Genomic DNA, 20,492 nt, shown 5'->3' on the forward strand with positions numbered 1-20,492 from the left:
TTCGGCTCCTAACGGCGGTCGTGAACCGTTCAGACCCGTCGGACGCCGTCCTCCATCCCGAGGACCGCGAGCGAGACGAATCGGGACCGTGGCGCGCGCTCTTCCTGACCGGCGCGTTCGCGTGGACGCTCCTCGCCGTCCTCGACTGGCGCGTCCTCCAGTCGGGGACGTTCCTGTGGGCGACGGTCCGGTCGGCGTACACGCTGCTTCTGGCACCGCTGTCGGCGGCCGCACTGCTGCAGGACACCCGCGCCCTCGCCGCCGCCGGAGTCGAGTTCGGCCGCGCCAAGTGGGTCTACGCGGCCGTCGCGCTCTTCTTTCCGCCCGTCTGCGTCGCCTACCTCCTGCACCGTCGCCGGCGCGTTCGCTCGCTCGGCGGCCGCGACGACGGACCGCCGGCCGGCGACGACACCGGCTGACTACCGGCCGCCGAACTCCGGGTCGCGGCGTTCGAGGAAGGCGTCGACGCCCTCCTCGTGGTCGGCCGTCTCGAACATCGCGCCCTGCGCGGCCGCCTCGTGTTCGATGGCTGTGTCGAGCGACACCTCGAACCCGCGCCGCATGAGCCGCTTCGACGTTCTGAGGGCCGCCGTCGGCCCGCCCGCTATCTCGCCGACGAACGACTCGAAGTCGGCCTCGAAGTCGTCCTCGAAGACGCGGTTGGCCAGCCCCAACTCCGCGGCCCGGTCGGCGTCCAGAATCTCGCCGGTGTAGACGAGTTCCTTCGCCACGCCCGCGCCGACTTCGCGGGGCAGGAGGTAGGAGACGCCGGAGTCGACGGCCAGTCCGAGTTGCTCGAAGTTGAAGCCGATTCGGCCCTCCCCCGAGAAGACGCGCACGTCGCAGGCGAGAGCGAGGGCACCTCCCGCGCCGACGGCCGGGCCGTCTATCTTCGCCACCGTCGGGTACTCGCAGTCGTAGACGCGCTTGACGACGCCGGCTGTGTCGTCGATGACGTGCCGAACCGCCTCGTCGGTCGTCCACTCGTCGGCGCGGAGTTGGAGCATCGCGTTCACGTCGCCGCCGGCGCAGAACGCGTCGCCCGCGCCCTCGAAGACGACGCAGCGCGTGTCGTCGGCCAGCGAGTCGAGCGCCTCGCGGACGCCGGCGGTCACGTCCGTCGTCAGCGCGTTCCGCACGTCAGGCCGGTTCAGCGTCACTGTGGCGACGCCCGCCTCGCGAGACACGATAACCGCGTTGTCAGTTTCTTCCGACATGGGCGGGTGGACGGCGGCGGTCTACAAAAGGTCACGGTCGTCCGCGCAGTCTCCCGGGTCGCGGTCGGCGGTCAGCGGTCGTCCGCGCAGTCTCCCGGGTCGCGGCCGGCGGTCAGCGGTCGTCCACTCGGTACAACGGGTCGAGGGCGTCGCCCGCCAGTCCCGGGCCGTCGGGCACCGACATCCGTCCGTCGCGGACGGGCGCCGGGTCGGGGGCGAGGTCCTCGGCCAACAGCGACCCGGTGGCGAGGCCGCACGCCGGCACGTCCGGAATCGCACTCGCGACGTGAAGCGCGCCGAGGCGGGCCACCACGCCGTCGATTGTCGTCGTCACGACGGCGTCGACGCCCGCCTCGCGGGCCGCCCGCGCCGCCGACAGCGTCAGGTCCGGCCCGCCGAGCGCCATCGGTTTGAGGACCAGCACGTCCGCCGCGTCCGCGTCGAGGACCGCCCCCACCGAGTGGGCGGCCAGCGTCTCGTCCACGGCGACGCCGACGCCCCGGCCGCGGAGTTCGGCGTGTCCCGACAGGTCGTCGGCCGGGAGGGGTTGTTCGACGTACCGGACGCCGAGTTCGGCCGCCGCGTCGAGCATCGCCGCCGCCGTCTCGCGGTCCCACGCGCCGTTGGCGTCCGCGCGCAGTTCCGCGTCCGGGGCGGCGTCGCGGGCCGCCCGCAGGCGCGCCGCGTCGACGGCCGCGTCCCGCGCGCCGACTTTCACCTTCACCGCGTCGTAGCCCGACTCGACCGCCTCCCGCACCGACTCGGCCGTCTCGGCGGCCGTCCCGTCGCCGACGGTGGCGTTCACCGGGACGGCGTCGGCGGCGTCGCCCGCGGCCAACTGCGCTCCGAGGGAGACGCCGGCCGCCCGCGCGTCGGCGTCGGCGCGGGCGAGCGAGACGCCGTGTCTCGCGGCGGGCGTCGTCGCGTCCGGGTCGCCCGCGTCGAGCGCCGTCCGACAGTCAGAGAGCGACTCCGTCCACCCCGGGAGCGGCGTCGCCTCGCCGAGGCCCGCACTCTGCGACGCCCCCTCGTCGGCCAGTCGCACGAGAAAGCCCTCGCGCGCCTCGATGGGGCCGTTCGCGGTGCCGAGCGGGTCCGACAGCGACAGCGAGAACGGGTCGAGACGCATCACAGCGGGAGGCCGCCGAACGAGAGGCCGAAGCCGAACAGGGCGGCGAACATCGCCAGCAGTTTCCCGACCCGTTCGAGCGCGGGGTTCAGCGCGCCGCCGGACGTCTCGGTGAACACCGTCAGCGTCACCGAGAGCGCGTACGGCAGGGTGACGAGGGGAAGGAGGACGGCGATTCCGAACGACTCCCGCGTGACGAACCAGAGGGGGACGAGGTAGGCGAGTGCGAGCATGGCGGCGAACTCGCCGCGGGAGAACGCGTAGCCGAAGCGGACGGCGAGCGTCCGCTTTCCGGTCGTCGCGTCCTCCTCCTTGTCGCGCACGTTGTTGACGACGAGGATGTTCGTCGAGAGGGCGGCGACGGCCAACGAGGCGACGAACGCGTCGAACGGGAGCGTGTTCGGGGGCACGCCGAGCGAGAGGGGGTCGGCGAGGGCGGCGGCCGCCTGCACGTAGTAGGTTCCGGTGACGGCGACGACGCCGAAGAACAGGAAGACGAACAGGTCGCCGAGTCCGTGGTAGCCGAGGGGGTAGGGACCGCCGGTGTAGGCGATACCCGACGCGACGGAGAGGAGACCGACGACGACGATGGGGACGCCGCCGACGTAGACGAGGTACGTGCCGACGAGGACGGCGGCGGCGAACGTGAGGTACATCGCGCGCTTGACCTCGGCGGGTTCGATGAGGCCGCCCGCGGTGACGCGGGTGAAGCCCTCGCGGTCCTCGGTGTCCGCGCCCTGCACGGCGTCGTAGTAGTCGTTGGCGAAGTTCGTGCCGACCTGGATGAGTGCCGCGCCGACGAACGCCGCGAGTGCCGGGAGCGCGGCGAACACGCCGTCGTGGACGGCCAACCCGACGCCGACGAAGATGGGCGCGGCGGCGGCCGGCAGCGTCTGCGGCCGCGCCGCCATCACCCACGCCTTCGTCCGCGAGATGTCCTGCGTGCTCATTGTCTCACGTTCGGGACGGGGGGAGAGTCAAACTTCGGTTTCCCGACGGGTGACGACGGACCGAGTCCGCATCGACCCATTCCGCGGGGACGGGAGGTGACTTCACCGCGATAAATTCTCCAAAAGCTACTTTTCCGTGGACTCCGTACGTTCACTCGTGGTTCGCCAGTTGGGTCGTCACGGGGCTCCCCTGTGAGGGCTCGACTTTTGCGGGACGCGAGTTCGCCAGTCGCGACTGTCTCGACCGTTCGGACCGCCCGGAACGGTCGGAGTGACGCCGACCCGACGAGTCGCGGCCCCGGACGCGTCGCGGTGAGAGTACAACTTTACGTTCTGTCAGACCGACCGGTCCGTATGGCTTCTCCCTCCCCGCGGAATCGGCTCTACAACGTCTTCGCCGACCCGGACCGGGATCTAGAGGAGAAAGTCGGACGCGCGCTCCGCATCGGAACGGAGTATCTCGACCTGCCGTTCGGCTTCCTCACCCGCATCGACGAGGGCGTCCAGGAGATAGTTCAGGCGACGGGGGACCACGACCTGTTGCAGCCCGGCGAGACCTGTCCGCTCGACGACGCGTACTGCCGTCTCACGGTCGAACTCGACAGCCCGCTGGCGGTGGACAACGCCTCGGCGTCGGCTATCGACCAGCGCGCCGTCGACACGTTCGGACTCGGGACGTACATCGGGACCAAGGTGGTCGTCGACGGCGAGACGGAGGGGACCATCTGCTTCGCCGACACGGACGTACGCGACGAGCCCTTCACCGAAGCCGAAGAGATGTTCCTCGAACTGCTCGGGCGACTCGTCAGCGGCGAACGCGAGCGGCGAGCGTACGAGCGGCAGTTGGCCGAGCGGAACGCGCGCCTCGAACGGGAGAAGCGGCGGTTCGAGGCCATCGCGGAGACGAGCTTCGACATCCTCTTTCGCGTCGGACTCGACGCCGAGTTCACCTACGTCTCCTCGGCGGTAGAACGCGTCCTCGGCCACCCGCCGGCGGCGCTGACCGGGGAACCGTTCGTCGACTTCATGACCGACGCCGCTGCCGAGCGCGCGGGTTCGGCCTACGCCGAGGTACTGGAGAACCGAACCGTCGAGAACCTCGAACTGGACTTCCTCGACCGAACCGGCTCCGTGGTCGTCCTCGAGGTGAACGCGACGCCGGTCACGCGGGACGGCGACGTGGTCGGCGTCCAGGGCGTCGGGCGGGACGTGACGGCGCGGAAGGAGCGACAGCGCGAACTCCGCATCAAGAACAGAGCGATGGACGAGGCGCAGGTCGGCATCTGCATCTGCGACGTGCGGGAGCCGAACGAACCGCTCGTCTACGTCAACGACGGGTTCGAGCGCGTCACCGGCTACGACACCGAGGAACTGCTCGGCCGGAACTGCCGGATGCTGCAGGGCGAGCGGACGGACCCGGCGACCACGCGGCGATTCCGAGCGGCCATCGACGCCGAGGAACCGGTCGTCGCCGAACTCGTCAACTACCGTCGGGACGGCACGCCGTTCTGGAACCGGGTCCACCTCGCACCGGTGGACGACGAGACGGGCGCCGTCACGCACTACGTGGGGTTCCAGCAAGACGTGACCGAGCGGAAGCGAACCGAGCAGTTGATTCGCGTGCTGAACAGGGTCCTCCGTCACAACCTCCGGAACGACGTGAACGCGTTCCTCGGCTGGACGGACCAGTTGAACGCGGGGGACGGGGGAGACGTCGACGCCGAGCGTCGAATCGAACGCGTCGCCGAGGACCTCCTGACGACGAGCGAGCGAGCGCGCGAACTGGAGCGGTACGCCCGCCGGGAGCGGACGCCCGAGCGACTCGACCCCGGGGCGTTGCTCGCGGGCGTCGTCGACGCGACGCGCGAACGGTGGCCGGCGGCGACGATTCGGCTGTCGGTCCGGACGGACCCGGAGACGGGTATCTGCGCCGGCGCGGAACTGGAGCGAGCGGTCGAGGAACTCGTCGAGAACGCCGTCAAACACGACCCGTCGGCGGAGCCGAGCGTCGCCGTCGAGGCGGAGGCGGACGGCGAGTGGGTCCGTCTCGTCGTCGCGGACGACGGCCCCGGCATCGACGGGATGGAGTCGGACGTCGTCGCCGCGGGGACCGAGACGCCCTTGGAACACGGTTCCGGACTCGGACTGTGGCTGGTCAACTGGGTCGTCACCCGCTACGGCGGGTCGTTCGCCATCGAGGCGGAGTCGGACGGGTCCGGGACGACGGCGACGGTCCGCCTCCCCCGAATCGAACGCGGCACGCCGGTCGAAGCGGCCGCGCGGCGACCGGCGATTCTGTCGGAGTGACCGCTCAGTAGTGCCAGGGGTACTCGGAGAAGTCCGGGTCGCGCTTCTCGAGGAACGCGTCGCGGCCCTCTTGGGCCTCGTCGGTCATGTAGCCGAGACGCGTCGCCTCGCCGGCGAACACCTGCTGGCCGACGAGTCCGTCGTCCGCCATGTTGAACGCGTACTTCAGCATCCGCATCGCCATCGGCGACTTGTCCGTCATCTCCTCGGCCCACTCCAACGCCACGCCCTCCAACTCGTCGTGCGGAATCGCCTCGTTCGCCATCCCCATCTCGACGGCTTCCTCGGCGGAGTAGGTCTTCCCGCGGAAGAATATCTCGCGGGCCTTCTTCTGGCCGACCTGTTTGGCGAGGTAGGCCGACCCGAACCCGGCGTCGAAGGAGGCCACGTCGGGGTCCGTCTGGAGGAACTTCGCGTGTTCCTCGGAGGCCAGCGTCAGGTCGCAGACGACGTGCAGGGAGTGGCCGCCGCCGACGGCCCACCCGGGGACGACGGCGACGACGGGTTTCGGCATGAAACGGATGAGACGCTGGACTTCGAGGACGTGCAGGCGGCCCGCCTTCGCCTCGCGGACGAGGGGGTCGTCCCCCTCGTCGGCCTCGTCGTCGTCGCGGTACTCGTAGCCCGACCCGCCGCGGACGGACTGGTCGCCGCCGGCGCAGAACGCCCACCCGCCGTCCTTCTCGGAGGGGCCGTTGCCCGTCAGGAGGACGCACCCGACGTCCGCCCGCTTGCGGGCGTGGTCGAGGGCGGCGTACAGTTCGTCCACCGTCCCCGGTCGGAACGCGTTGCGCTTCTCGGGGCGGTCGAACGCGATGCGCACCGCGGGCACGTCCACCGCGCGGTGGTAGGTGATGTCGTCGAACTCCGCCGCGCCGTCGACCGGTTCCCAGCGGTCGGAGTCGAAGATGTCCGAGACCATACCGAGGAGGTGTGCGGGCCGCGCAAAAAGATTCGCTTCACGGACGGCGTCGGGGCCGAGCGAAATCGCACGCCGACTCAGAGCCGACGGCCGGACTCGATGCCGGCGGCGACGAACGGCAACGCGAGGACGCCTGCTGCGCCGACGGCGATGCCGGCGACGGTGGCCGCCGCGAGTCCCGCGGGCGACGCCGAGAACAGGCCGGACGCGACGGACCCGAAGACGGCGACGGCGAGGACGAGGTTGTACCAGACGGCGCGCACGCCGGCGTAGAGGACCGAGAACGGCGGCCACTCCGGACCGACGGAGAGGCGGCCGTTGCGGTAGGCGGCGACGCCCCACGAGAGGGCCACGGCCCCACCGAGCGCCGCCGAGGAGGCGACGAAGTCGCCGGAGAACGTGGCGACGACGAGGGCCGGCAGCCCCAGCACTGTCGCCTCGGCGGTGCCGTCGAACAGGTCCGACAGCCACTTGCCGAGTTCGTCGTTCTCCTCGCGGGGGCGAACCTGCCGCGCCTCGGTCTCCGGGTCGGTGACGCCGCGTGACATATCCGTCACGTCGGCCGGAGAGGTGAAAAGCGCTGTCCTCGGCGTCAGTACGTGAACAGTCGCCACGCCCACTCAGAGAGCGTCGGCGACCGGAGGCGCGCGGGGCGGCCGACGGACGTGTCGACGCGCGCGTCGTACCGGAACGTCGTCACGGACCGGCGCGTCTCGGTCGTCGCGTTCGTCGCGTTCGCCGCGTTCGTCGCGTTCTCGGTTCCGGTGGCCGCCGCCGTGCGCCGCGTCCGGACCGTCGCGTCGCCGCCGGTGACGACGCCGCGGTCGGTGTCGACGACCATCCGGACGCGAGCGCTCTCGACGGAGACGCTCGCCGGCGGCGAGTGACCGAACGCCGCCTCGTACGCCGCCTCGCCCGTCGCGACGAGCGTCAGTCGGCCGTCGGCGCGGTTCGCGACGCGCCACTGGCCCGTCCGCGGCGTCGGGAGCGAGAACCGCCCGCCTGCGCTCGCGCCGAGGGCGGTGCCGTGCCGGACCGTCCAGTAGCCGGGGGCGGCCGCGACGGTTCCGAACCCGGCGGTCGGGCGCGAGGCGTTCGCGCCGCCGGCCGTCACACTTCGGGAGTCGTAGGCGACGACGCCGGAACTCCCGTACAGCGTCGTTCGCGTGGTGAGGTCGGGCGCGGCGATGACCGTCCGGTCGAGGTAGCGGCGGTTCGACCGGTCGACGGCGACGCGCCGGGCCGTCGCGCGGTCCTCCCCGGAGACGTTCGAGGTGGCCACGTAGACGTGGTCGGACCGGTCGGTGTTCTCCAGGGCGACCGCGTACGCCGCCGTCGGGTCGTCCGGGAGCGGTTCGGGCGCGGTGTCCATCGGCCGCGTCTCGGTCACCCTGACCGCGCCCGCGCCGGCGACCAGCGAGACACAGAGCAGGGCCGCCACCGCGACGCGACGCGTCGGGAGGGCCGCGAGCGTCTCCGCGTCGGGCGTCGGCACCGGTCGCAGCGACGACGCGACGTGGGTGCTGTAGACGAACTGCGTGAGGACCGTCCCCGCGATGAGCGTGAGGCCGCCGCCGACGAGGAGCAGTCGGAGGGGCGACCGGACGCCGCCGGTGTAGACGAGGGCCGTCAGCGCGGTGGCGGCCACGACGGCGGTGCCGACGGCGTGGGCCGCGAGGACGACGGCGGTTCGCCGGGGCGCTTCGACGACGGTGAGCGCGGCGGTCCGGAGTCCCGCGCGCAGGCCCGGTCGGAGTTCCTCGCGGTCGAGGAGTGGGCCGACGGCCGGCGGGAGGAGGGACCACGCGAGGAGTGCGCCGCCGGCGACGCCGACGACGGGGAGGTAGACGACGAACCCGGCGGGGAGGTGTTCGCCCACCGCCGCGTAGACGAGGTAGCGAACCGCCGTGTCGCCGACGAGGAACAGACCCGTCCCGACGACGACGGCGAGGAGGTGGCCGACGGCGGCGAACGCAAGGAGCGACGGCCACCGCGCGCCGACCGTCGCCGGGAACGCGACCCACGGCGACTCCTCGTCGGCGGCGGCGGCGCGGACGACGGGGAACGCGCCGCCGAGGACGAGGACGCCGAGGAACGGCGGGAGGAGGACGGCCGAGAGCGGGTTCGCGACGACGCCGACGGCGACGCGAGCGACGAATTCGAGCGTCAGTGCGGCGGCGACGACGCAGAACACCCCGGGGCGGTTCAGCCCCAGACGGACGCCGGTGCGGAGGGCAGCGGACACGACTCACTCTGCTCGGAGGACCGTGAAAAGTGATTTTGCTCGCGGCGAGGAGTTAGCACTCGGATGTCAGATTCGGGCGACGCGGCGGCGACGGCGGGGTCGAACGCTCGTCGGGCCGCGTTCAGTCCGTCAGTTCGTCGACGACCCGGTCGTGAAGCGTCTCGCGGGCGCGGTGACTCGACTCGGCGTCGGTGACGACTTCCACGACGTGCGACCCCTCGCTCCGCGTCGCCGTCTCGTACGCCTCGCGGAAGCCCGCCCGGTCGCCGCCCTCGACGCGGGCGAACGAGAGGCCGTACAGGTCCGCGCTCGGTTCGAAGTCCAGTCCGTGCGGCGTCTTGAACTGCGAGGTGAACGGCGGGTCGAACTGTTCGATGGGGAGCATGTGGAAGATGCCGCCGCCGTCGTTGTTGACGACGACGATGGTCGCGTCCACCTCCGAGCGACCGACGGCGAGGAGGCCGTTCATGTCGTGGTAGTACGCCAGGTCGCCGGTGACGAGGGTCAGGTCGTCCGTCGTCGCCGACCCCGCGCCGAGGGCGGTGGAGACGATGCCGTCGATGCCGGACGCGCCGCGGTTGCCGAGGACGGTCAGGTTCTTCGTGCTCGGCGGGCAGAACCGGTCGGCGTCCCTGACGGGCATCGAGTTCGAGACGAAGACGGTCGCCGGGTCGGGCGCGAGTTCGAACACGTCGGCGAGGACGCGGCCCTCGCAGAACGCGTCGCTCTCGTCGAGGACCGACTCGTGGGTCGCGTCGGCGTCCGTCCACCGACTCCGCCAGTCGGGGTCGCCGGGGCCGGCGAGGAGGCGGGAGAGACGGCCCATCAGGCGCGAGGGTTCGGCGACGACGAGGTCGGTCGCGGTGAACTCCGCCTCGCGCCACCCCGCGGCGGGGTCGACGACGAGTTGCGCCGCGTCGACGCGGGCGAGGTACTTTCTGAGCGGTTTCGACGTGGGCGAGGCGCCGAACCGGACCACCACGTCGGGGTCGGGCCACGACGCGGTCACCGCGGGGTCGAGGAAGTCGTCGTAGCCGCCGACGACGGGCGCGACGCGGACGTGTCCGCCGTAGCGGGCGCCCGAGAGTGGGTCCGCGAGAATCGGGAAGCCGGTGGCGTGGGCGAACGCCGCCACCGCCTCGCTCTCGACGCCGGGGGCGTCCGCGGGGCCGGCGACGACGAGGCCGCGGGGGACCGAGAGGCGGTCCGCCAGGTCGCGGAGGGCGTCGTCGTCCAACTCCGGCACGCCCGCGGTCCGCGCGACGAACGCGTCCTCGCGCCCCTCGGCCGCCAGTTCGGGCAGGTCGTCGGGCACGTCGCCCGCCACCTCGACCGGTTCGAGGGGCTTGCGGAACGGGACGTTGAGGTGGACCGGTCCCGCCGGCGTCCCCGTCGCCTTCGTCAGGGCGCGCGCCGCCGTCGTCCGGAGCGACCGGAGTTTCCGCGGCGTCGCCTCCGGTTCGGCGAGGTCCCGGTACCAGCGCACGGCGTCGCCGTATAGTTTCTCCTGGTCGATGGTCTGGTTCGCCCCCGAGTCGCGAATCTCCGGCGGTCGGTCCGCCGTGAGGACGAGCATCGGGACGCGCGCCTGCGACGCCTCCACTATCGCGGGGTGGTAGTTCGCCGCCGCGGTGCCGGAGGTGCAGACGAGGGGCGTCACGTCGCCCGTGCGGCGCGCGCGGCCGAGGGCGAAGAACGCCGCGGAGCGCTCGTCGAGGTGCGAGAAGACGTGCACGTCGTCGTGTCGAGCGAACGCTTCGGTCAGCGGCGTCGAGCGACTGCCGGGCGTGATGCAGACGGCGTCGACGCCGGCCTTCGCGAGTTCGTCGACGAGGCTACGCGCCCAGAGCGTGTTGCGGTTGGGTTCGGTCATGGGAGAGACGTGGTGTGGTGAGGTGCGGAGGGATGCGGTGTGAGCGAGGGAGGGAGGGCGGTTCAGCGCTCCAGTTCGTCGAGGAGGGCGCGGTACTTCAGTTGGACCTCGTCCCACTCCCGGTCGGGGTCGGAGTCCTCGACGACGCCGACGCCGGCGAACAGCGTCGCGGTGTCGTCCCGGGAGACGGCCGAGCGGAGGGCGACGGCGAACGACCCGTAGCCGGCGGCGTCGATCCACCCGACGGGCGAGGCGTACCACCCGCGGTCGAACGGTTCGGTGTCGCGGATGGTCTCCAGCGCACGTTCGGGCGGCAGTCCGCCGACGGCGGGCGTCGGGTGGAGCGCCTCCACCAGCGAGAGGACGTGTTCGTTCGTCGAGAGCGTCGCCGTGATGGGCGTCCAGAGGTGCTGGACGGTTGCGAGACGCTTCACGCGGCGGTCGCCGGCGTTGACGGAGGAGGCGAACGGCGCCAGTTGGTCTCGGATGGTCTCGGCGACGAGTTCGTGTTCGTGGACGTTCTTCTCGTCGGCGGCGAGTTCGCGCGCCAGCCACTCGTCCTCGGCCGGCGTCTCGCCGCGACCGGTCGTCCCGGCCAGCGCGTCCGTCTCGACGGTCCGACCGCGCAGGGTCACGAGTCGCTCCGGCGTCGCGCCGAAGAACGACGCCTGCGCGCGGTCCGCCCCGGGTTCTGGTTCGACGAGGAAGCGGTAGCAGTCGGGGTAGGCGTCGCCGAGTCGCTCCAGCACGTCCGGCACCGACAGTTCCGAGGCGAGGTCGACGGCCAGCGCCTGCGCGAGGACGACCTTCTGCAGGTCGCCCGCGCGGATTCGCTCGACGGCGGCCTCGACGCTGGCGTTCCAGTCGGACTTGGCCGTCGTCCGTCGGCGGGCGGTGACGCCCGGCGGGTCCGCGAGGGGGCCGGGGTCCGGGAGCGACTCGATACGGTCGCGTTCCTCGGCGAGGCGTTCCTCGACGGCGTCGGCGTCGGCGTCCGGACCGACGGCGTTGACGGTGAGCCACGTCCCGTTGTCGGCCTCGGTCACCTGCACGCGCGGGAAGACGAAGCGCGCCCCGGGGAAGTCCTCCCACGGCGACCCGTCCGTGCTGTCGGCGTGGAAGGCGAACCCGCCGAACAGGCGCGGGCGGGCCGCCTCGGTGCCGGCGTGGACGTCGCCCGAGGAGAACAGGTCCTCGGCCGCCTCGCGGATTCGGTCGAACCGTCTCGGCCCGTCTGCGGTCACCGTCGCGGCCGCGCCGCTTCCGACCACCGTCGCCTCGTCGGGTGCCGACCAGACGGTACGCGGTGTGTCGGCGGCGCGAAGGACGGCGCGAAACGACGGTGCCGACACGGGAACCGACCTGCTGACGAGGTGTGTCTCCGCCTCGTCAGTCCGCAGCGATGCCATTTGATGGAGATGAGGAAGCCACAGTCTTTTACCTGACTATCCCGGAACGGGAGCGGGACTCCGCGCGTTCGGTCCGCGAGCGGCCCGTATTCAGCTGTACCGCTCTTCGTTCCACGGGTCGGCCGTGTTGGAGTAGCCGCGCTTCTCCCAGTAACCGCGTTCGGGTTCGGTGAGGAACTCGACGCCCGACACCCACTTGGCGCCCTTGTAGGCGTACTTGTGCGGCGTGACGACTCGGAGCGGACCGCCGTGGTCGTCGGGGAGGGGTTCGCCTCCGTACTCGTAGACGAACATGACCTCCTCGCGCATGCAGTCTTCGAGCGGGAGGTTCGTCGTGTAGCCGTCGAGGGCGTGGAACATGACGTGAACCGCCTCGTCGTCGACACCCGCCATCTCGGCGAGGGCGGGGAAGGTGACGCCGGTGAACTCGCAGTCGAACTTCGACCACCCGGTGACGCAGTGGAAGTCCTGCGTCTGCGTCTCCGCGGGCAGGTCCTTGAACTCGTCGTAGGAGAACGTGAGGTCCTCGTCGACGGCGCCCCACACCTCGAACGCCCACGAGTCGGGGTTCCACGAGGGCGTTCCGCTCTTGGACAACACCGGGAACCGCGACGTCTCCCGCTGCCCCGGTGGGAGTCGTTCCTCGCCGAACTCGCGGTAGAGTCCCGTGACGTCTCTGGCCATGCCCGGTAGTTCGTCGCGGCGTACCTAACGCTGACGACTCTCCCGGGCGGTGAGTACTGGCTCGGACAAGCTCTTTTGGCTCCGCGGAAACGATTTTCCTCGGCGAACGAGGAGACGTTCGTCCAACGGTAAAAGTCGGGCGCAGGAGTTAAATAAGCCGGCTTCAAACCCCCGGGCGTTCAGATGCCCAAAGTCAAAATCAACGTTCCTGAACACCTCGAGATGCAGATCGCACAGCTGGTGGACGAGGGAGAGTTCGTCAGCCGCGAAGAGGCTATCGAGGACCTCCTCTCGACGGGTATCCGCGCGTTCAAGACGAGCGGACCGATGGACGAGGACGACCGCTTCGAAGACGACGGGATGATGGGTCACGAGGACGAGTACGTCTTCTGACCGCGAGCGTGTCAGTCAGACCCAATAACCCTTAAAACGACCTCTCGCGTACCCACGCCCATGCACAAGGACGAGCTTCTGGAACTGCACGAACAGATGGTGACGATAAAGGACCACTTCGCCTCGCAGGAACACGTCGACGAGGGACTGTTCGACCCCTACGAGCAACTCGCCGTCGACCCCTCGCACGTCCACAAGTCCAAGAGCGAACACAAACACGCCGTCTTCGTCCTCGGAAACGCGCTCGCGGCGGCGATGAGCGAAGACGAGTTCTCGAACGCCGGCCGGGTCGGAAAGCGGATGAAGGAACTCGCCGAGGACGCCGAGTCGAAGCTCTGAGGCGCGGTTTTTCTGCCGTACACGACCGAGACGACCGGTAGCCGTCGGTTCGTCGCTCGCGTGAATCGTCTCGTCGCTGGGAGGCACTGTCAGTGGGACGACAGGGGACGAGACGGCGCCTCGCGCCCGGCGAGAGATTCTTAACCGTGCCGTCGAATTACGCCAACGATGGAACTTCCGGGGGCGGTCACCGTTCAGCGAGTCGCCCTTCTGGTCGCGTTCGTTCTCTCGGTGGTCGCCGTCTACCTCGCCGACAGACCGTCCGGGCGGTGGGCGAGGGCGCTCCGCCGGCGCTTCCTCTTCGGCGTCCCGTGGGGGTCCGTCGTCACCGTCGTCGGCGTCCTCGCCGTCTACCTGTTCGTGCAGGGCGGCCTCCAGCACTGGTACCGGCCGCTGACGATTCCCTTCCGGGCGTGGTCGTACTTCTACCCGCTCGGCGTCGTCACCGCCGCGTTCGCGCACAACGGGCCGGGCCACCTCGTCGGGAACCTCGTCGCGACGGCGGCGTTCGCGCCCCTCGCCGAGTACGCGTGGGGGCACTTCCCGCGCGGGCGAGGGACCACGTCGTTCGGGTCGTGGCGGACGAACCCGTACGTCCGCGCGTTCGTCGTCTTCCCCGCCGCCGTCTTCGTGGTCGGCCTCCTCACCGCCGCGTTCGCCCTCGGCCCGATAATCGGGTTCTCGGGCGTGGTGTTCGCCTTCGCGGGGTTCGCCCTCGTCAACTACCCGTTCTCGACGGTCGTCGCACTCGTCGCGAGTCGCGTCGTCCGCGTCGTCTACAACGCGGTCCAGACGCCGCAACTCACCGCTAGCGGTCACCCCGCGTACGTGACGCCGTGGTGGGCCGACATCGCCATCCAGGGGCACGCGTTCGGTCTGTTCCTCGGCGTCCTCCTCGGTCTCGCCGTCGTCCGCAACCGGGCGCCCGAGGCCCGCCCGTCGGCGCTCCGACTGTGGACCGGGACGATACTGTTCGGCGTCCAGCAGTCGATGTGGGCCATCTACTGGTACCGCGGCGGCGAGACGTACGTGCTCTACCGCGCCGTCGGCGTGGCCCTCGTCGCCCTGTTGGCCGTCGTCGTCACGGTCACCGTCGTCGGGTCCGACCGGGTGGCACTCCGGGACACTCTCGGCGGCGCGTTCGCCGTCCGCCCGTGGCAGGCCGGGGCGGCCTGTCTCATCCTCGTCGCCGCGGTCATCTCCGGACCCGCGGTTCCGTACAACCTCTACACCGCGAACGACGACGACCTGCCGGGCGCGGAGATAGACGTCCGCGACTACGAGGTGACGTACGCGGAGAACGTGACGAACGGGATGACCGCCGCGTTCGAAATCTCCGCGCTGGGGGAGACGACGGCGGTGAAGACGGCGGGCGTCATCGTGCGCAGTCGCGACCGCGGCATCTGGACGACGGCGGTCACGAAGGGGCGACTCGCCTTCGACGGGCAGGTGCCCGTCCTCGTCGGCGGTCCGGGCTGGCGCGAGACGGTGTTCGCCGTCCGCGACGGCTGGGTGGCGACGCACGGCGACACCGCCTACCGCGTCTTCCTGAGCCATCGGGGGACCGCGCGCGTCGTCTACACCTCGGACCCCGCGCGGGCCGGCCCCGTCGTCGGCGGGCGGAACATCAGCATCGACCCCGCCCCGCAGGGCTACTACGTCCGCGTCGAACGCGACAACGAGTCCGTGACGACGCGCCTGCCGGCGGAGAACGGGACCGCGACGCTGGACGGCCTCACGTTCGTCAGAGAGGAGCGGAAACTGTTCGTCGAGTACGGCGAGACCCGCCTGCGAATCGCGAAGCGAGAGCGGTACGAGTAGCCGGCGGCCGGAGTTCTCCCGACGCGCCCGTCAGTCCCACTCGATGCGGTACACTTCGGTGTCGATGTCCTTGGACGCCTCGTCGTGGAACTCGAACTGCCGGTCGAGGCTGAACGTCGCCTCGAAGGCGTGGGTCACCGTGCCGCCCTCGTCGGCGGCGAACGCCTCGACGAACTCCTGAGAGCCGGTGTTGTGGATGGAGTACGACACGTCAGACAGCGTCGCCGCCGTCCGCAGGAACGCCCGGTCGGCGTGTTCGTGGCCGCGTTGCGCCCCGAACGGCGGGTTCATCAGGACCGTCGTCGGTTCGTCGACGCAGAGGGGCGCCCGCGTGGCGTCCGCGCGGACCCAGTGGATGGGCGTCGTCGTCCCGACGCGGACGCGGTTGTCGCGGGCCACGTCGAGTGCCTCCGCGTCGACGTCCACGCCGACGACCCGGGCGGGGCCCCGGAGGGCGGCACCGAGAGCGAGCATGCCAGTCCCGGTGCCGAGGTCCACCACCGTTCGTCCCTCGACGTCGCCGTTCAGGTCGGCGACGTGGACGACGTGGGCGGCGAGGCCCGGCGGTGTCGGGTACTGTTCGAGTTCGACGCGGGGGTTCTCGAACCCCGCGACGACGGACAGTTGCGTCTCGAGGGCGGCCTTCGTCGCCATCAGGTGGATATCGCGCCGGAGGCCGAAAAGTGAACGCCTTCGCGGCGGGCGCGTTCGGCGAGTGCGCGGAGTGCCGTCTCGACGGCGTCCTCGTCGGCGGCGCCCTCGACGGTGAGTTCGAGGCGGGCCGCGCCGAGGAACGCCGCGGCGCGGACGTACTCGCGCAGGTCCTCCACGACGGTCTGCGTGGCGAACGGGCAGTCCTCGTCGAAACACGCCTCGACGGTCAGGACGGCCGGGTGGTAGCCGTCGGCGGCGAGGGCCGACTTCAGGTCCCGGAGGTACGCCGGGGCCGTCGAGTCGAGGTTCGACGCCGAGAGTGACACCGGGGTCACGTCGGTGACGGCGTCTGCGTCGAGTGCCTCCGCGGCGGACGACTGCTGCGTGGGCGTCGTACTCATGTCGATTTTACATACCCACTAATCATACAAAAGCGTTGTTGAATGTCCAATAGTAATATTATTCGGCGCTTATCGGGAGACGGCGAGAGGTCGTGCGCCGCGATTGAACGGCCCGGGGGACTCAAGCCGTTCGATGTGATACGGTCGCATGGGGTCGCACGCTCTGCGTCACCCCATTCCCCCCCATCCCCCCTCTCCGAAGTTCGAAGCCGTCAGTACCGGCGTTCGAGGACGACGACGCCGTCGTCGTCTCTGAGCGTGATGGTGTCGCCGCCGTTGTTCCACACCGCAGACCCACGCCCCCAGTAGACCGTCGCGTCGCCGTCCGTCCCGGTGCCGGTCCTGAGCGTGAGTTCCGCTCCCGGTTCCAGCGTCGTGCCCGGCGGGAAGGTGTACGTCTTGCCGACGGCGTCGGCGACGGACCACCCCGACAGGTCCACCGTCTCCGCGCCCTCGTTCCGGAAGACGACGTACTCGTCGTTCAGGTTCTCGTTGTCGTTGCCGGCGGCGTCGGGGTGGATCCGAACGACCGCTATCCGGGCGTCGGTCGCGCTGGAACCGTCGTCGGCCGTGTCGGCACCGACCGTTCCGCCGTCGGCCGTCGCGCCCTCGTCTGCCTCGCGTTCCGCGCACGCCCAGAGGCCGCGGCCCGCCGCGCGGGCGTCCGTCTCGGCCGCGCGGTACCGTTCACGTTCGGTAAATGTACTCTCGTACAGACGGGCGTGGCCGGCCTCGACGAGGGCGAGGTTGAACGACGCGCCGTCGACGTGGACGTACGCGAGGAGGCGGTCGTAGTAGCCGCGTCTGTCCGCCGTCTCGTCGAAGACGAGGCGGACCTCTTCGCCGGCGAGGTGCCGTCTCGCGTACGCGGAGGCGTTCTCACCCGCGGCGTCGAGACAGGCCGCCCCCGCCTCGGTGTCCGGGACGCCCTCGAACTCGCCCGGCGTGTTCGACCCGTACACCTCCGGCGTGTCGACGCCCAGGAGGCGGACGGTGTCGCGCGACCCGTTCGCGTACTTCACCTTCACCGTGTCGCCGTCCACGACTTCGGTCACGGTGACCCGGACGCTCGGCCCCGTCGGCGTCGCGGCGTCCGTGGCCGCACCCGCCGAACCGGTCGACTGCGGCCCGGCCGGGGCGGCACCGACGCAACCCGAGAGGACGAGGAGAACGACTGTGAACAGGACCGTTCGCGCGCGCATACCTCCTCGTTCGGACGACGACCGGATAACCGAACCGGCGTCCGTACCGACCGATACTACCCGCAGTTGATGACAAGTGACTAACTAATTTTCGCAAAGTTTTAAATACTCGCTTCACCACAAACCTTATAATGGAACGCCCGAGCCGCCAGCGTCAGCGAGAGCAGGAATCGGAGCAGAACGCCGACGAGCGCGTCGCGTGCCCGGAGTGTGAGTCCACCAATATCATCACGGACGCCGACCAGGGGGAGTTGGTGTGTGACGACTGCGGCTTGGTGCTGGACGAGCGCCAGATAGACCGCGGGCCGGAGTGGCGGGCGTTCAACCACTCCGAACGCCAGTCGAAGTCCCGCGTCGGCGCTCCCATCACGGAGACGATGCACGACCGCGGCCTGACGACGACCATCGACTGGAAGGACAAGGACGCCTACGGTCGGTCGCTCTCCTCCGAGAAACGGTCGCAGATGCACCGCCTCCGAAAGTGGCAGGAACGCATCCGCACGAAGGACGCGGGCGAGCGCAACCTGCAGTTCGCGCTCTCGGAAATCGACCGCATGGCCTCCGCGCTGGGCGTCCCCCGGTCGGTTCGAGAGGTCGCGTCGGTCATCTACCGCCGCGCCCTGAACGAGGACCTCATCCGGGGACGCTCCATCGAGGGCGTCGCCACCTCCGCGCTCTACGCCGCCTGCCGGCAGGAGGGCATCCCGCGCTCGCTCGACGAAGTCGCCGAGGTGTCGCGCGTGCCCCAGAAGGAGATCGGGCGGACGTACCGCTACATCTCGCAGGAACTCGGCCTCGAACTGAAGCCGGTCGACCCCAAGCAGTTCGTCCCGCGCTTCGCCTCCGCCCTCGGCCTCTCCGAGGAGGTACAGGCCAAGGCGACGGAGATAATCGACGTGTCGGCCGAACAGGGGCTGCTCTCGGGCAAGTCCCCGACCGGCTTCGCGGCCGCCGCCATCTACGCCGCCTCCCTGCTCTGCAACGAGAAGAAGACCCAGCGCGAAGTCGCCGACGTGGCGCAGGTGACCGAAGTCACCATCCGCAACCGGTATCAGGAGCAGATCGAAGCGATGGGCTTCCGCTAGGCGGGTCGGTTCCGTTCGTTCGACGTGCTGGCGCGAGCGACGGCGTTCGCTGCTCTCTCACCGCTCACTTCTCTCGGTCTCTCCTCCGTCCCCGCTCTGTTCTCGTCGCCACCGCTTCTGCCGTCCCTTCGTCCTGACGTCGCTCACCGGCGCACGAACACGACCACCTCGCGGTCCCAGAGACCGAGGTGGTACGTCGTCGCCTCGTAGCCGTCGCCGAGTCTGTCGCCGACGGCGCCGGACAGCGACGGGGCCGCGACGACCATCGGGGGCGTCGAGCGGTTCGCCGCGCGTTCGTCGAACGTCGTCACGTTCTTCGTGCTTATCGCGTCGGCGCCGGCGCGTTCGAAGTACCACGGGAGCGGCAGCCTGTTCCCCCAGTTCTGAACCACCGGCGGGAACTCGTTGCCGGGGTCCCACGCCGTGTAGTAGCGCTCGCCGACGTACAGCACCTCGGGCGTGGTGGGGTCGCCGTCGGCGACGGCCGAGGCGTTCTCGAAGAGGGGGTCGAGGTCGTCGCTCGGCTGAGCGAACTGCGCGAGTTCGTTCGTCCGGTCCGAGGGGCCGTACACGCCCGCGGCGGTGACGGCGCCCGCCTGCGCGAGGACGGCGACGAGGAGGAGGCAGACGCCGGCGACGGCGGCGGCGTCGCGGCCGTCGCCGCGCGCGAGGGCGACGGCGTGTCGGAGGAACGCCGCGGCGCCGACGGCCGCCAGCGGCGCGAGGGGGAGGAGCACGTGAATCGCCACCCACGGCGCCGCCACCTCCGTCACCACGGGGAAGACGGCCACCGACGCCGCCGCCCAGTAGGCGAACGCGTCCAGTAGCGTCCGGCGCTCCGTCGCGACGTAGCGGTTCCACGCGAAGACGGCGACGGCCGCGACGGCCGTCGGGAGGGCCACGTCGCCGAGCGTCCCCAGCAGGTCGGCGACGTACGGGAACAGTTCGTGCGTCCACGCCGGCCAGCGATTGACGACGCGCACGCCGACGAACGACCAGAGCGCACCCACGGTCGACTCGTAGAGGACGAGGTGCCACGTCGTCGGTCTCGTCAGGCCCACTTCGACGTGCGGGCCGGCGCGCGGCGCGAACATGAGCACCGTCGTCCCGAGGAACAGGAGGGACGCGCGGGCCGCGGGCGCGGTTCGGCCGGCGACGCGCGACCGGAGCGACGCGAGGAGTCGCCGCGCGGACGCCCCGCCGTCCACCACGGCGCTCGGTTGGTCCACGAGGAGGACGCCGACGGCGACCCAGCAGAGGACGTAGGCGGCGGCGAACCCCGAGGAGGCGAACGCGAGTGCGAGGGCGACGGCGGCCGCGTAGGCGTCGCGTCTGCTCGCCCGGTCGAACGCGCGGACGACGAAGCCGACGAACGCGAGGGCGAACAGGACGAGCGGAACGTCGCCGCGGAGGAAGCGCGAGTAGTAGACGAGCAGGGGGTGGAACGCGAGGACCGCGGCGAACGCGAGCGTCTCGGCGTCGTCCAGTCGGTCCCGAAAGAGCAGGGCGCACGACGGAAGCGCCGCGCCGAGGACGGCGACGGGGAGGCGGGCCATCGCGTCGGAGGCGCCGAGGACGGCGAAGACGACTCGGTCGAGGTGGTACAGCAGGGGGCCGCCGGCGACGGGGCGGTACTCGAACGCGCCCGTCTCGAGGTAGCGGAGCGTCCAGTAGCCGACGCGGGCCTCGTCCCAGTGGAACGGGCGCGCACCGAGACCGACGAGACGGGCGAGGAGGGCGAGAGCGGCGAACGCGACGACGGCGGCGGCGACGCGGTCGGTCCTGAAGTCGAGGCCGAGAACCGTCGCCGACGCGTCGCCGGACGCGTCTCCGGGAGACATGGCAGAGAGTCCCGCGTAGT

Annotated in this window: 19 protein-coding genes; 6 read left to right on the forward strand and 13 right to left on the reverse strand. The window is 70.8% G+C overall.

Translation table 11 applies throughout. The annotated features are described in order from the left end of the window. Window positions 1-20: 20 nt before the first annotated feature. A complete protein-coding gene (locus BM310_RS09120; RefSeq protein ID WP_089806729.1) occupies window positions 21-419 on the forward strand; it encodes a hypothetical protein in 399 nt (132 codons plus the stop codon). Here the strand turns inward: BM310_RS09120 and BM310_RS09125 are convergent, their stop codons facing one another. The 3 genes from BM310_RS09125 to BM310_RS09135 all read right to left on the reverse strand — a co-directional run bounded on the left by BM310_RS09125 (window position 420) and on the right by BM310_RS09135 (window position 3,296). Further along, a complete protein-coding gene (locus BM310_RS09125; protein ID WP_089806731.1) occupies window positions 420-1,217 on the reverse strand; it encodes an enoyl-CoA hydratase/isomerase family protein in 798 nt (265 codons plus the stop codon). Window positions 1,218-1,329: 112 nt separating this feature from the next. Further along, window positions 1,330-2,346, reverse strand: coding sequence for a mandelate racemase/muconate lactonizing enzyme family protein (locus tag BM310_RS09130; RefSeq protein ID WP_089806733.1), 1,017 nt, complete (start codon window positions 2,344-2,346; stop codon window positions 1,330-1,332). After that, window positions 2,346-3,296, reverse strand: a complete 951-nt coding sequence (locus tag BM310_RS09135) for a 1,4-dihydroxy-2-naphthoate polyprenyltransferase (protein ID WP_089806735.1) — start codon at window positions 3,294-3,296, stop codon at window positions 2,346-2,348. Before BM310_RS09135 ends, BM310_RS09130 begins: the two co-directional genes overlap by 1 nt. A gap of 354 nt (window positions 3,297-3,650) precedes the next feature. Between BM310_RS09135 and BM310_RS09140 the strand changes: the two genes are divergently transcribed. Then, complete coding sequence (locus BM310_RS09140; RefSeq protein ID WP_089806737.1) at window positions 3,651-5,603, forward strand: PAS domain S-box protein; 1,953 nt, start codon at window positions 3,651-3,653, stop codon at window positions 5,601-5,603. Between the two features lie 4 nt (window positions 5,604-5,607). Here the strand turns inward: BM310_RS09140 and BM310_RS09145 are convergent, their stop codons facing one another. The 6 genes from BM310_RS09145 to BM310_RS09170 all read right to left on the reverse strand — a co-directional run bounded on the left by BM310_RS09145 (window position 5,608) and on the right by BM310_RS09170 (window position 12,736). Beyond that, window positions 5,608-6,525: a 1,4-dihydroxy-2-naphthoyl-CoA synthase gene (locus BM310_RS09145; RefSeq protein WP_089806739.1), complete on the reverse strand. Its 918-nt coding sequence runs from the start codon at window positions 6,523-6,525 to the stop codon at window positions 5,608-5,610. A gap of 77 nt (window positions 6,526-6,602) precedes the next feature. Then, complete coding sequence (locus BM310_RS09150; RefSeq protein WP_191453677.1) at window positions 6,603-7,073, reverse strand: hypothetical protein; 471 nt, start codon at window positions 7,071-7,073, stop codon at window positions 6,603-6,605. Between the two features lie 44 nt (window positions 7,074-7,117). Next, complete coding sequence (locus BM310_RS09155; RefSeq protein WP_089806744.1) at window positions 7,118-8,770, reverse strand: hypothetical protein; 1,653 nt, start codon at window positions 8,768-8,770, stop codon at window positions 7,118-7,120. 121 nt (window positions 8,771-8,891) lie between these two features. Next, entirely contained in the window at window positions 8,892-10,643 is a 1,752-nt protein-coding gene (gene menD, locus BM310_RS09160) for a 2-succinyl-5-enolpyruvyl-6-hydroxy-3-cyclohexene-1-carboxylic-acid synthase (RefSeq protein ID WP_089806746.1), read from the reverse strand. A 62-nt stretch (window positions 10,644-10,705) separates the two neighbouring features. Continuing rightward, window positions 10,706-12,052 (reverse strand): isochorismate synthase, encoded by a 1,347-nt coding sequence (locus BM310_RS09165; protein ID WP_089806748.1) that lies wholly within the window; start codon window positions 12,050-12,052, stop codon window positions 10,706-10,708. 90 nt (window positions 12,053-12,142) lie between these two features. Then, window positions 12,143-12,736 (reverse strand): sulfite oxidase-like oxidoreductase, encoded by a 594-nt coding sequence (locus BM310_RS09170; protein WP_089806750.1) that lies wholly within the window; start codon window positions 12,734-12,736, stop codon window positions 12,143-12,145. Window positions 12,737-12,919: 183 nt separating this feature from the next. On the opposite strand from BM310_RS09170, the gene BM310_RS09175 reads away from it, so the two are divergent. The 3 genes from BM310_RS09175 (at window position 12,920) to BM310_RS09185 (ending at window position 15,289) form a co-directional block, all read left to right on the forward strand. Then, entirely contained in the window at window positions 12,920-13,129 is a 210-nt protein-coding gene (locus tag BM310_RS09175) for a DUF7120 family protein (protein WP_089806752.1), read from the forward strand. A 60-nt stretch (window positions 13,130-13,189) separates the two neighbouring features. Further along, window positions 13,190-13,468 (forward strand): UPF0058 family protein, encoded by a 279-nt coding sequence (locus tag BM310_RS09180; protein ID WP_089806754.1) that lies wholly within the window; start codon window positions 13,190-13,192, stop codon window positions 13,466-13,468. 168 nt (window positions 13,469-13,636) lie between these two features. Beyond that, a complete protein-coding gene (locus BM310_RS09185; RefSeq protein ID WP_089806757.1) occupies window positions 13,637-15,289 on the forward strand; it encodes a rhomboid family intramembrane serine protease in 1,653 nt (550 codons plus the stop codon). 30 nt (window positions 15,290-15,319) lie between these two features. Here the strand turns inward: BM310_RS09185 and BM310_RS09190 are convergent, their stop codons facing one another. From BM310_RS09190 to BM310_RS09200, 3 genes are all read right to left on the reverse strand, one after another. After that, window positions 15,320-15,943 carry an METTL5 family protein gene (locus BM310_RS09190; protein ID WP_089806759.1) on the reverse strand — a complete coding sequence of 208 codons (624 nt, stop codon included), beginning with the start codon at window positions 15,941-15,943 and terminating at the stop codon, window positions 15,320-15,322. Further along, window positions 15,943-16,344: a hypothetical protein gene (locus BM310_RS09195; protein WP_089806760.1), complete on the reverse strand. Its 402-nt coding sequence runs from the start codon at window positions 16,342-16,344 to the stop codon at window positions 15,943-15,945. The genes BM310_RS09190 and BM310_RS09195 overlap by 1 nt, the downstream gene beginning before the upstream one ends. Before the next feature lie 212 nt (window positions 16,345-16,556). Then, on the reverse strand, window positions 16,557-17,546 hold the full coding sequence (locus BM310_RS09200) for a lamin tail domain-containing protein (protein ID WP_089806762.1): 990 nt from the start codon (window positions 17,544-17,546) through the stop codon (window positions 16,557-16,559). Window positions 17,547-17,677: 131 nt separating this feature from the next. Here BM310_RS09200 and BM310_RS09205 point away from each other — a divergent pair, with 131 nt between their 5' ends. After that, complete coding sequence (locus BM310_RS09205; protein WP_089806764.1) at window positions 17,678-18,631, forward strand: transcription initiation factor IIB; 954 nt, start codon at window positions 17,678-17,680, stop codon at window positions 18,629-18,631. 143 nt (window positions 18,632-18,774) lie between these two features. Here the strand turns inward: BM310_RS09205 and BM310_RS09210 are convergent, their stop codons facing one another. Further along, window positions 18,775-20,472, reverse strand: coding sequence for a flippase activity-associated protein Agl23 (locus tag BM310_RS09210; RefSeq protein WP_089806766.1), 1,698 nt, complete (start codon window positions 20,470-20,472; stop codon window positions 18,775-18,777). Between the last annotated feature and the right edge of the window lie 20 nt (window positions 20,473-20,492).

It is taken from the genome of Halogeometricum rufum, assembly GCF_900112175.1.
Taxonomy (GTDB): domain Archaea; phylum Halobacteriota; class Halobacteria; order Halobacteriales; family Haloferacaceae; genus Halogeometricum; species Halogeometricum rufum.